Source organism: Candidatus Nitrosotenuis uzonensis (assembly GCF_000723185.1).
GTDB classification, from domain to species: Archaea; Thermoproteota; Nitrososphaeria; order Nitrososphaerales; family Nitrosopumilaceae; genus Nitrosotenuis; species Nitrosotenuis uzonensis.
The window spans coordinates 135,265-147,784 of the sequence record NZ_CBTY010000011.1 but is presented as its reverse complement, the minus strand read 5'-3'; the positions used below and the strand labels follow the sequence as shown (position 1 = coordinate 147,784).

The window sequence follows — 12,520 nt, the reverse complement described above, 5'->3', positions numbered from 1 at the left end:
TCAGCAGGGTAAAACACTGCTACAGATTTAATTAAAACTTGTTTGAGTGATTTTGTGTTATGATAAAAGATGTAGGGGCTGCGCTTGATTTTGCCTTAAACAAGGGATTCCAAATTCATCCAGATGCACTCAAGGTTTTAGAGCAGATTGATGTCAAGGATTTGGAAAACATAATCAAGCAGGTAGTTAGAGAGAAGGAAAAGCAGCGGCTCTATCTTATCTCACAAAAGGATTTGGAAGTATTTTTGGGCATATCTGAGGACGAAGTGATTGATTCTGACCATGAGATTATCTTTGATCCCACGCCCAAAATTGCCTCTGCCGAAGGCGTTGCAGGATTTAACGCCCTTTTTGCCAGCAGGTTTTCGAAATTAAAGAAAATAGTCTCGAACAGGCCTGAATCAAAGATGCTAAAGCAGATCTCTGCAGTCATGTCTGTCAAATCAAAGGACGAGGTCTACGTATGCGGGCTTGTTACAGATAGAAAAACGGATAGAAATGTAACCAGAATCACGCTTGAGGACAACACGGGTCTAATTGAAACTATAGTGTTAGATGAGAATCTAAAAGATGTCGCAGCTTCATTGCTCATGGACCAGTTTGTCATGGAAAAAATAGTGGCAAGTAAGAATGGCGGCTTTATCGTCAAGGATATAATATTGCCAGATATCCCCGATCATGCACCCAACCGCTCAAGGACTGAGGCTTATGCATTGTTTTTGTCAGACATGCATATAGGTAGCAAGTATTTTATGGAAAGAGAGTTCTCCGAGATGATCTCGTGGCTTTCAAGCCAAGACCCCATAGCGCGCAAAGTAAGATTCGTAGTTATTGGTGGGGATGTTATCGACGGCGTAGGTATCTATCCTAATCAGGATAAAGAGCTTGTGGCTCCAGATACGGCAACTCAGATGAAGATGCTCTTTGAGGCGCTTGATAAGATACCAAAACACATCAAAGTGTTCGTTTCGCCTGGAAATCACGATCCTGGTAGGCGCGCGCTACCACAGCCTGCAATACCAGCAAAATACAGTCATGATATGTGGGGCCGCAGGAACTTTTTCATGGTTGGCAACCCTGCAATGATCTCGCTAAACGGTGTCAAAGTGCTCATATTCCACGGACAGAGTATAGATGACATAGTAAAGACAACCCCGGGTCTTAGCTACGATAATCCTGCAAAGGTCATGCAGTATCTTCTGAAGGCAAGGCATCTGAGCCCAATTTACGGGGCACAAACTCCGATTGCGCCTGAGCTTGAGGATTTGATGGTAATAGATGATGTGCCCGATATCTTTCACACAGGACACGTTCATGTAATAGGATTGGATTTGTACAGGGGCGTGTTACTTGTAAACTCTGGTGCTTGGCAGTCACAGACTCCATTTCAGGCTGGGGTAGGAGTAACTCCAACGTCGGCAGTTGCGGTTTTGGTCAATCTAAAGACGTTCAAGGTCTACACCAAGGATTTTGTACCAAAGGCAATTTAGAGTATATCTGCTAAAATTATGTCATTCTGAAACGCCTTCTTGACGGTTTCAGGTTGGATTGTAAGGTTGTATTTTTTCGTCCTTCCATGCATACCTTGATGGATGATCTTTCCTGTGATAAGTCCAGAGAGCTCAATATCGCTTAGTATCTGAGTGGCCCTTCTTTGGGTTACCTCCTTCTGTCTTATCGTTTTGCAGAGCTCCTTGTATGTGTGATATACCTCGCCCGTTGCGGCACCGTTGCTCCTCATCACTGCAACTATTAGCAGCTTTTCATGCAGTGGGTATGAGTTGAGTGCTGTGAATTCCTTGTCCTCCTCCATTTTCTGTGCTGCTCGTCGGATGTGTTCTTCTGTCACGTGATTTGCCTGTTCTCGTTCTGCCAGCTCGCCTGCAACACGCAGCAGATCGATGGCCCTTCTTGCGTCGCCGTGCTCTTGGCCTGCCAGTGCGGCGCAGAGATTTAGGGCCGCTTCGCCTACCGCATCTTTTATGAAGGCAGACTTGATTCTCTCCGCAAGAATCTGTTTTATCTGATCAACTGAATAATTGGTAAAGACCACCTCCTCCTCGCTGAGGCTACTGATTACTCTAGGATCCAGACGTTCCTTGAAGGTAAGTAGATTTGATATGCCGATAAGGGTCAATGAACCCCCCTCTTTGAGCCTCTCGTTTGCCCTTGTAAGATTGTAAAGTATGTCCTTTCCTGTCTTTGATGCAAGCTCGGCCAGATAGTCTATCTCGTCGACTACGAATATGGCGTTTATGGAATTGTGTTTTATGGTATCTATGATTTTAGTGAATACGATGCTAATTGATAGGCCTGTCGTGGGTAATTCTATACCTAGTTTTGAGCCAAGGTGAACCAGCAGACCGTAAATCGTAGTCTCGTCTTTGGCGTTTGCATAGATGAATTTGATTGGAAATTTGCTGTCTTGGACTTTTTTTTCTATTTTTGAGAGTACTTTGGAAACTACCAAGGTCTTGCCCGTTCCTGGTTTGCCATATATTAGCAGGTTTGATGGCCTACTTCCCTTCAATATCGGTAATAGTGCTTGGGTTACCTTGGCTAGCTCTGCATCCCTATGCAAAATTACTTCAGGCTCGAATTTTGTCTGCAGGACGCTTCTATCCTTGAGTAGTGAGTTTCCTTGTATTGCGTTATCCAATAATTTGTCAACCGGATCGTTACTCAATTACTCCCACACCTATTTGTAGAAACCAAAGATAACATCATCAAACATATCATAATTTGACCTTTTACTAGTAAGTGTAAACCCGCCTGCAAATGTCCATTTGAACTTGCCTTTCTTTTTGGCCAGCTCTGGGTTCTTTCTCTCAGTTTTTATTTTTTTTAGGATCTCAACTGCAACAATACGGTCATCCTTTACTGCTATTGCATCAGGTGACTTTCCATGTAGATTAACAACACGCCATCCTTCCAATTCTAATTCTCTTATCTTTTCTTCCAGGGCCGCTTGATGTTTTTCTTTGTTTACCTTCTGCATGTGAAAAACCATCACACCCCTCATTAAAAGATAGAGAGACACCATAATTTCCAATCATTATGTTAGTTTTTGATAACAACCTATACCTAATCATTCATTTCATTTTCTTTTTTAAAAAAAATTTTGAAAAGAGGAACAGTGGAAGTATAGGTGTGTCTCTAGTTAAAGATGGGGGGTGTGTTTATTCACAAACTGTTAAGTTTATGTTAAGATTGGGTAGGAAAAACCCGAATTTGACCCCTTTATTTCCACTCTAGGCGTGAAGATCGATATTAACAGTGTTAATAGCCTAAAAACAACCCCTTTATTTCCACTCTAGGCACGAAATCTAATTAATATGGGTTTTTCAGGTGGGTGTAATTGTTAATAGCCTAAAAACGGTTAGGCGTGAGCCACGCAGTCAATGTTAACAACTCAACTGGTTAACAATTATCATCGGATCAATTCAACTGTTAACTAGTTAACACGATCGATCACAATGGCCAAGAAAAGGATACGGATAGATTTGGAGGATACAGATGGTGCCAAATACAACTTTAACATAGAAGGCAATATCACTAGAGATAAAGTTCTCAAGATATTCGAGTTAATGGATTTGATGAATATTGAGGATCAGGAGGAGGCACCACAACTGGATTCTGTAGGTGCCAAAATATGGCACATAGTAGACAAATACTTCCCTATGGGCAAGTTTACCTCTACAGAAATACTGGAAAAATACGAAGACGAGTATAACGAACCTGTAAAACTAAGCATAATTTCGACTTATTTGGCCAGGTTTAACACCAAGGGTAGGATTAACAGGCTGCGTAACGGTAGAGAATGGGTATACCAACTGGTAAAAATCCCACAGAGAGCAGACTAGGATATAGTCGCCCGCCTAACAACTAGCGAATCGCCCTGCAAACTGATTTTGACATAGTCACCCTTCTGTATACCAAGGTATTTACGGAATTGCTTTGGTATTGAGATTGTGCCTACTGCTGTGATCTTTACCAACTCATCATTTTCTGTTAGCATAATTAATTTATTAATTCAAGATATTTAATATTTTATAGATTATTAAATTATAAGATTTTAGTACCGTCTGGCCAGAATTTACCATACTGATCCAGAAAAACAGATCGAAAAATATCAGTAGACTTAGGCCGTAATTGGCGATTCCAGGTTTCCTAATCTGGCCCGGCCTTTTTCCGTAATCTTGTAAGTGAATGGTTTCTTTTTTGTATTTCTTTCCACCAAACCATCCTCAAAAAGCCGCTTCATCAGTCTAGATGTGTGTTCACGGCTTCGACCTATTGTGATTTGGATGTCACGTGACGTCATTTCCTTGGTTGTGATTAATCCTAACACATGTTCTGCTATGCCGTTAAAGTCCATATTGGGCATTCTTGGCTTTGAAACCGGCCTTTCAGGCTCTTTTCTTACCGGCTCCTCTACCTTTTTCTCCAAAACGGCCTCAACTTTCTCGATTACTGGTGCAGGAACCTTAGTCTCTTCCAAATCAAGTGCATCCATGCGTATTTTCATGTCGATTAACTGCCTCTCATAATACTCTAGGCGTGACAAATATGAAGGATCCATACCTTTCTGGGCCGAAAATGACCTGATTTTGTTGTAAATTGTCATACCGAATATACCAACCACGAATGCGATAATCACACTAGCTATGATTTGTGGGTCAGGAATCTCGATTAGCATCACTTAATGAGAACAAATGTTGTGATTTATTGTGATTGGACAACATAATTTCACACTTTGAGTCAACATGTGCATCATCACTAATCACTATCTAGATAGAGCGGATGCCAGCAATAATGTGATACATCACATTCCACACGCCTGTCTGACCAGTTTGTCTATGACATTCATCACTTGCTCCTCTCTTTCTGGAAAAACATCACTGTCTTTTATCACAGAAACCTGTTGCGCAAGCCTAGATATCACATCAATGTCATCTGGAAGTAATATGCCGAGGCCCCGAAGCAGTATGATGGAATAAAACAAGCCCATGAGCTTGTCCCTTGACTGAGATACCTGCCTAAAGTAGGCTCCTTTACTTATGTTGAACTCGAGCTGCTCGATATTCTTGTGATTTAAAATAATTTCAATTTGTCGTTCTGTAAATAATGATTTTTTTATAATTTGACGTATAATGTTATTAAAATTAGACCCTTCGAACTCTCCCATAGCTATACAGATCTGTATACCACAGTCTAAATTAAACTTTAAAGCACTATAGGTAAACCAACCCCATGGGCAAAGTAGAACAATACTTACTGTCGGCTAGGAAAAGAAAGGCCAGTCTTATCTTCGTGTTGATTGATTCCGAGGTTTCAAAAATGAAAGAATCGGTCAAACTTGCAAAGAATGTTGAAAGGCTTGGTGCGGCAGCCATATTGGTGGGCGGATCCTCCGCAATTAACCAACTGGAGATGGCACAGGTTGTAAAAACTATAAAAAAATCCGTAAAAATTCCAATAATTCTATTTCCTGGAAATGTTACTGGTGTGGTTCCCAAGGCAGACGCAATATTGTTTAGCTCTCTTATGAACTCAGAAAACCCATACTATATTACGCAGGCTCAGGCACTTGGAGCCCCTACTGTACTCAAATTCGGCCTAGAACCATTACCAACCGCATACATAATAATTGGTGAAGGAACTACTGCATGGTTTGTAGGATCCGCGCGGGCAATACCGTTTGACAAGCCAGGAATAGCAGCAGCATACTGTCTTGCGGCACAATTTCTAGGAATGAGGTTTGTTTACCTTGAGGCAGGCTCAGGCGCAAAACAAAGTGTCAGGCCAGAGATGATTCAGGCCGTAAGAAAAGTGTTCAAGGGATTTCTTATCGTGGGTGGAGGTATTAGGGATGCCAAGACCGCGGCCACGATTGTAAAGGCTGGGGCTGACGCCATAGTCATAGGAACACTGCTTGAAAAGGAAAATGATAGCCTCAAAAAGCTGGCCGAAATAGCAAATAGCCTCAAAAACAATAGGAAATAACATGTCGGAGAATGCGGCAACATCCCGCCTTAATGGGATACCTATGCCAACATACTATTTGGATTATTACGCCAGCTTGTCTGAGAACACATACAAGATATTTGAGCACGCAGCACAGGCCAAATCCACCCTTGTGGACTCTTCAGGAATAGTGGAACCTAAGATTGCATTTGATCTTGCAGATCGGGTGGCAAAGATGCATGATATAGACATTGCCGAACCGCTAAGAGAGTTACTAAAGACGATGGGAAAGGAGCTGGCCGCACTTGAGATTTCAAAAAACATAGCTCTTGGCAGGTACCTTCCAGAGGATACGCCACTTGAAAAAAGGCTTGACAACGCAGTGCGTGTTGGGCTTGCCATAGTTACTGAGGGGGTCACAATAGCGCCTCTTCAGGGAATTAACAGCGTTACAATCAAGAAAAACAGGGACGGCACGGACTATCTATCAGTGTCAATTGCCGGTCCGATGCGTTCTGCAGGAGGCACAGAATCGGCTGTCACCATGCTCATAGCAGACCATGTAAGACGTACTGTAGGGCTGCAAAAATACCAAGCAAACTCGTTTGACGATGAAACTGGCAGGTTTGTCGAGGAGCTGCGCATCTACGAGCGGGATGTGGGCAGCTTTCAATATCACGTACATGATGAAGATATAGTCACTGTAATCTCCAACTTGCCAGTAGAACTTGATGGAGTTGATACAGACCCGAACGAAGTAGTAAACCACAAGAACATGGTGAGAATCAAAACCGACCGCGTTCGGGGCGGCGCACTGCGCGTCCTAAACGACGGCCTCATAGGGCGGGCCAAGAAGCTACTCAAACGAATAGATCTCTACAAGCTTGATGGCTGGGAATGGCTGGGCCTGATTAAGGGAGGAGTGCAGAAAGGGGATGGAGAAGACTCGGCTGCAAAAAGGCTCAAAGAGGTAATTACCGGCAGATCCGTACTTTCGCTACCAAACAAGATAGGAGGTTTTAGGCTCAGGTACGGCCGGGCATGTAACACCGGGTTTGCAGCCGTCGGAATTCATCCGGTCATTGCAGAAATTCTACACCACACCATAGCGGTTGGAACCCAGATAAAGATCGATATTCCTGGAAAAGGGGCAACGGTGGCGTTTGTAGACACAATTGAAACCCCGACGGTCCGGCTCAAGGGCGGCGAGGTTGTAAAGATAAAGGATGTAGAACATGGAATAAAAATTAGAGACCAGATTGAAAAAGTGCTTTATCTTGGGGACATACTGATCTCATACGGCGACTTTTTAGAGAACAACGCCCAGCTGATTCCTTCCGGGTATGTAGAAGAGTTTTGGATTGAAGAGCTAAAACAACGGATTCTCAAATACGAACCGAATTCAGAGCTAGGCGAGTTCCTGCAGAGGACGCCCGACTTTGAAGAGGCACTTGAGATTTCACTGAACTTTAAAATCCCATTACACCCGCAATACCTCTTCTACTGGGAACAAATCACAATCGAGGAGCTTCGTGAGCTTGCCTCACCACTAAAAATAGAAGAGAATGCGATTCGGTACGCAAGCAGGTGCAAGCCGATTCTAGAAAAAATCGGCGTACCGCACAAGGTATCAGAATCGGAGATCGTGATTCAAGACTTGGAGGCTGAAATATTCTACCAGCTTCTCTTTGCAAACCCACTGCAGTACGCTGAAACCGTACCTGAAACGATCTCAAAATCATCAGGCATAACAATAAGGCCAAAATTCTCAACATCTATTGGAGTCAGAATAGGTCGCCCGGAAAAGGCAGCGCCAAGGCTAATGAAGCCCCCAGTCCATATACTGTTTCCAACAGGTGATAAGGGCGGCATAACACGAGATATAGTCAAGGCTTGCACGTCTCCCAATTTTTACTGCAACATAAACAACAGAATGTGCAAGGCATGCAATGAACCATCAATTAGCATCATGTGCCAAAAATGCGGCAACAAAACGGCGGTGGAATTGACATGCCCGATTTGCAGAGCTACGCTTGAGGAACCATTCTGCCAAAAATGCAAGAAAAAAGCCCCGACACATTCATTCAAGCCATTTCCGCTAAAAGAAAAGCTCTTTCTTGCGCAAGAAAAAACCGGCATAAGAGTACAAGAGCCCTTCAAGGGGGTAATGGAACTTATCGGTCAAGACAGGATAGCCGAACCGCTGGAAAAAGGACTCATCAGGCAGTCATTGGATCTTACAGTATTCAAGGATGGAACAGTCAGGTTTGATGCAACCAACTCGCCGCTCACCCACTTTAAGCCGCGCTGGATAGGTACTCCCATACAAAAACTGCACGAGCTTGGATATACACATGACATTGACGGTATCCCACTGAGCAGTCCTGATCAAATGATCGAAATAAAAATGCAGGACGTAATAATTCCACACGAGAGCGGCAAATACTTGGTGCAGGCATGCAAGTACATTGATCTTGAGCTGGAAAAATTGTATGGCAGGCAGCCATTCTATAACGTCAAAAACACCGACGAGCTTGTAGGCCACCTAATAATCGGTCTTGCACCGCATACCTCTGTCGGTATAGTGGGAAGAATAATCGGATATACAGACACACATGTCTGCTTTGGAACCCCTAACTGGCACTCTGCAAAACGCAGGGATGCAGACGGCGATGCTGACTCGATAATGCTATTGCTTGACGCCTTGCTCAACTTCTCAAGGCAGTTTCTTTCCGACAAAATAGGCGGCCTTATGGACGCACCGTTGCTCATCCAACCTGTAGTACTTCCACATGAATCTCAGCCTCAGGCGCACAACTTTGAAGTGACAAAAACACTTCCACTCGAGTTCTTTGAGGATACACTGCAGAGAAAAAAGGCGACCGAGGTCACGTCCGTAGAGATAATCAAAGCTCGCCTGGAAACGGAGACTCAATTTTACGGCTACTATTACACCCACGAGACATCGACTCTTACAACCTCAAGATCGCGCAGTGCATACTCTACGCTGGGCTCAATGCTTGATAAATTCGACCTGCAAATAAGAAACGCCGAGCTGATAGGTGCAGTAGACGCAACAGAGATCGTAACTAACGTGATAACAACTCACTTGGTACCAGACATTATAGGCAACCTTCGCGCATACGGTAGGCAAAAGTTCAGGTGTACAGCGTGCGGTAGGAAATACCGCCGAGTACCGTTAATCCAGCACTGCGTATGCGGTAACAATCTCATCCAGACCATAACAAGACCGTCAATTGAAAAGTACCTTCGCCTTGCAAAGAGATTGGTAGAAAAATACGACGTGGGCCCGTATCTGAAAGGTAGAATTAACACGCTGTCCGATGAAATAGACCTGGTGTTCGGCAAAAGAGCGGGAGACCAACTACTGCTTACGGACTATCAATGACTATCGTAGTTTGACGTACTCGTATGCGCCTAGCTTGTTATCAAAACAATAGCGCACCTTTTGGTAATCCTTCCTGAAAGCCTTTACTTTAGCAGCTAATTTTTTCGGCTCTTTCTTCTCTATGACTATCTTCCTGATGAACGAGGAAATCTCTTTCATTTCCGATTCTTTCATACCTAGCCGTGTGATCTCTGATACACCGAGTCTGATTCCGCCAGGATGGAAATAATTTCTACCCGCCTTGATATCGCCTGGTATGAGTTGTCTGTTTACAATTATGTTGGCTTTTTCTAGGTCTGCCTCCACCTTGCCTCCATCGGAATAATCGAGTACGTTGACTGCAATCTGGTGCGACTTTGTAAATCCGCGCTTTTCTCCGAGCACCTTGAATCCATCACCGCTTAGAGCCTCTGCTAATGCTTTTGCATTCTTGATTACTTGTTTGGCATATTCTTTACCAAATTCTAACGCCTCTGCAAACGTGATTGCCTTTGCTGCCATGTGGTGTATATGGTGGCTGCTTGTGAGTCCTGGAAACGTTGCCTTTTTGATTGCCTCTGCATGTTTTTCTGATCCAAGAACGAGCCCACCTTGAGGACCAAACAACGTCTTGTGAGTACTCATTGTCATCGTATCGGCTCCTTCCCTGAGCGGGTCTTGGAACTGGCCGCCTGCAATCAGACCTGCAACATGCGCAGCGTCATAGTTTATGTGCATTCCATGCCCCTTAAGAAAGTCTGAGAGCTCCTTTACAGGATGTGGAAACAGAAACAGTGATCCCCCGAACATGGCCATTTTTGGAAGTCGATTTGCCTTTTTGAGCTCTTCAACCTTTTCTTTTGTCTTATCGACATCTATTGTCATCTCGTCTGCATCAAAAGGGTAAAACTCTACATCAAGGCCGTGCACCAAACCTGCTGTTCCAGAGTGCTCTTTTTTGCCATGTGATATGTGACCTCCAGCAGGAATTGAGGGGGCAATCATGACATCGCCAGGATTTGTAAACGCTGAATAAACTGCTAAATTTGCAACTACACCTGAAATCGGCCTTACATCCGCAAACTCGGCACGGTAGAGTTTTTTTGCCAAATTCATGCACTGGATTTCAACCTTGTCGATGTAGATGCAGCCTGCATATACTCGCTCTCCTGGCCATCCTTCTGCGTATCGGTTTCCAAAATCAGAAAGCAGTGCCTCCTTTACAGCCGGGCTGGGCACATTCTCGCTGGCAATAAGCGGGATGGAATTTTCAAACCACTTGTTGTGATCCACAAGATCGTCTAGAATTTTTTTGTATGCTGCCCTGTTTGCGGATTTGCCCATGGATTTGCAGTTGAAATTCCCAATTTAAAAACACCGATTCTGCAAGATGCAAAGTATAAAAGGGGAAGGAAGAAATTTTCTTCGTTATGAGTGTTCAAGTACCCAAAGGTAGTCTGCCTGTAGTTTTACTAAAAGAAGGTGCCACAGAAAGCAAGGGCCGCGAAGCACAAAAAAACAACATAGCTGCAGCCAAAATCATAGCTGAGATAGTTCACAGCAGTCTTGGCCCAAGGGGAATGGACAAAATGCTAGTTGACTCATTGGGAGATGTCACAATTACAAACGATGGTGCTACTATTCTCAAAGAAATCGATGTGCAGCATCCTGCAGCAAAAATGCTAGTGGAGATTTCCAAGACCACAGACAGCGAAGTAGGTGATGGGACAACATCCGCAGTCATACTGGCTGGCGCATTGCTTGAAAATGCGGAATCGCTGATAAACCAAGATGTCCATCCTACAATAATAGTGGACGGCTACAGAAAGGCCTCAAAAAAGGTATTACAATTTTTAAAAGAAATAGCCGAGGAGGTAACTGCAAACGACAAAAACATCCTCTCAAAGATTGCAAGAACCTCAATGCAGACAAAGCTGGTAAGAAAGGACTCTGATCATCTTGCTGACCTGATAGTGAAAGCAGTGCTTGCAGTTGCTGAAAAGGAAGGCACGAAATTCATCGTTGATCAAGACGATGTCAAAGTGGAGAAAAAGGCAGGTGGCTCTATGAAGGATTCTATTTTAGTTGAAGGAATTGTGCTGGACAAGGAAGTAGTTCATGGTGGAATGCCAAAGAAAATCAGCGAAGCAAAAATAGCACTCATAAACACGGCGCTTGAAATAGACAAGACCGAATTTGATGCCAAGATTAACATCTCAAACCCGCAACAAATGAAGACATTCTTGGATGAGGAAAACAGAATGATCAAGAATATGGTTGACAAGGTTGTCGGTTCTGGTGCTACCGTCCTTTTATGTCAGAAGGGAATTGATGACATGGCTCAGCATTATCTGGCAAGGGCTGGAATTCTAGCGGTAAGACGTGTAAAAGAAAGCGACATGGCAAAACTTGCTAAAGCCACTGGTGCAAGAATAGTTACAAACCTTGATGATCTGTTTGAAAAGGATCTTGGCTCAGCTCAGCTTGTTGAAGAAAGAAAGATCGAGGAGGACAGATGGGTGTTTGTGGAAGGATGTAAGAATCCAAAAGCAGTCACATTACTTCTGAGGGGCGGTTCCCAAAGAGTGGTCGACGAGGTCGAAAGGTCAGTTCACGATGCGTTAATGGTGGTAAAAGATGTCATGGAAAACCCGTCCATCGTTGCAGGCGGGGGCGCACCTGAAACGTTTGCGGCAACAAGGCTGCGTAACTGGGCAAAATCGATGGAAGGCAGGGAGCAGCTTGCGGTGGAAAAATTTGCAGACTCGCTTGAAGTAATACCGTTAACACTGTCAGAGAATGCGGGGATGGACCCAATAGACACACTAACAAATCTCCGCTCAAAGCAGCTCAAGGGCGAAAAATGGACCGGAATCGATGTAATGAAATCCAAGGTGGGCAACATGAAGACAAGCGACATAGTAGAGCCACTGGCAGTAAAGAACCAGATAGTCTCCGCTGCAACGGAAGCAGCATGCATGATTTTAAGAATTGATGATGTGATTGCTATTGCCAAATCCGGACCACCCGGAGGCCCAGAAGGCGGAATGCCTGGAATGGGCGGTATGGGAGGCATGGGAGGAATGCCTGGAATGGGAGGAATGGGTGGAATGGATATGGGCGGCATGGGCGAGATGTAATCGCAAACCATCAAACGTTTATTTC

The 12,520-nt window shown here is 44.1% G+C and carries 11 protein-coding genes; 5 read left to right on the top strand and 6 right to left on the bottom strand.

Translation table 11 applies throughout. From position 1 onward, the window contains the following. Positions 1-59 precede the first annotated feature (59 nt). Positions 60-1,490, top strand: coding sequence for a DNA-directed DNA polymerase II small subunit (locus NITUZ_RS09040; protein WP_048197265.1), 1,431 nt, complete (start codon positions 60-62; stop codon positions 1,488-1,490). Here the strand turns inward: NITUZ_RS09040 and NITUZ_RS09035 are convergent. Together NITUZ_RS09035 and NITUZ_RS09030 are read right to left on the bottom strand one after the other, a co-directional pair. After that, on the bottom strand, positions 1,487-2,686 hold the full coding sequence (locus NITUZ_RS09035; RefSeq protein WP_048197264.1) for a Cdc6/Cdc18 family protein: 1,200 nt from the start codon (positions 2,684-2,686) through the stop codon (positions 1,487-1,489). The genes NITUZ_RS09040 and NITUZ_RS09035 overlap by 4 nt on opposite strands. 12 nt (positions 2,687-2,698) lie before the next feature. After that, positions 2,699-2,998: a hypothetical protein gene (locus NITUZ_RS09030; RefSeq protein WP_155991570.1), complete on the bottom strand. Its 300-nt coding sequence runs from the start codon at positions 2,996-2,998 to the stop codon at positions 2,699-2,701. Between the two features lie 478 nt (positions 2,999-3,476). Here NITUZ_RS09030 and NITUZ_RS09025 point away from each other — a divergent pair, with 478 nt between their 5' ends. Continuing rightward, a complete protein-coding gene (locus NITUZ_RS09025; RefSeq protein WP_048197262.1) occupies positions 3,477-3,863 on the top strand; it encodes a hypothetical protein in 387 nt (128 codons plus the stop codon). Here NITUZ_RS09025 and NITUZ_RS09020 read toward each other — a convergent pair. The 3 genes from NITUZ_RS09020 to NITUZ_RS09010 form a co-directional block, all read right to left on the bottom strand. Then, positions 3,860-4,018 (bottom strand): AbrB/MazE/SpoVT family DNA-binding domain-containing protein, encoded by a 159-nt coding sequence (locus NITUZ_RS09020; RefSeq protein ID WP_420887321.1) that lies wholly within the window; start codon positions 4,016-4,018, stop codon positions 3,860-3,862. The genes NITUZ_RS09025 and NITUZ_RS09020 overlap by 4 nt on opposite strands. A 123-nt stretch (positions 4,019-4,141) precedes the next feature. Further along, positions 4,142-4,699, bottom strand: coding sequence for a cyclic nucleotide-binding domain-containing protein (locus tag NITUZ_RS09015; protein ID WP_048197260.1), 558 nt, complete (start codon positions 4,697-4,699; stop codon positions 4,142-4,144). A 126-nt stretch (positions 4,700-4,825) separates the two neighbouring features. Beyond that, positions 4,826-5,188 carry a hypothetical protein gene (locus NITUZ_RS09010; protein WP_048197259.1) on the bottom strand — a complete coding sequence of 121 codons (363 nt, stop codon included), beginning with the start codon at positions 5,186-5,188 and terminating at the stop codon, positions 4,826-4,828. A 65-nt stretch (positions 5,189-5,253) separates the two neighbouring features. Here NITUZ_RS09010 and NITUZ_RS09005 point away from each other — a divergent pair, with 65 nt between their 5' ends. Next, a complete protein-coding gene (locus tag NITUZ_RS09005) occupies positions 5,254-6,006 on the top strand; it encodes a phosphoglycerol geranylgeranyltransferase (RefSeq protein WP_048197258.1) in 753 nt (250 codons plus the stop codon). A 1-nt stretch (position 6,007) separates the two neighbouring features. Continuing rightward, positions 6,008-9,376, top strand: a complete 3,369-nt coding sequence (locus NITUZ_RS09000; protein WP_048197257.1) for a DNA polymerase II large subunit — start codon at positions 6,008-6,010, stop codon at positions 9,374-9,376. Here NITUZ_RS09000 and NITUZ_RS08995 read toward each other — a convergent pair whose 3' ends face one another. Next, positions 9,377-10,699 (bottom strand): serine hydroxymethyltransferase, encoded by a 1,323-nt coding sequence (locus tag NITUZ_RS08995; protein ID WP_048197256.1) that lies wholly within the window; start codon positions 10,697-10,699, stop codon positions 9,377-9,379. Positions 10,700-10,785: 86 nt separating this feature from the next. Here NITUZ_RS08995 and thsB point away from each other — a divergent pair, with 86 nt between their 5' ends. After that, entirely contained in the window at positions 10,786-12,495 is a 1,710-nt protein-coding gene (thsB, locus tag NITUZ_RS08990; RefSeq protein ID WP_048197255.1) for a thermosome subunit beta, read from the top strand. Positions 12,496-12,520 lie beyond the last annotated feature (25 nt).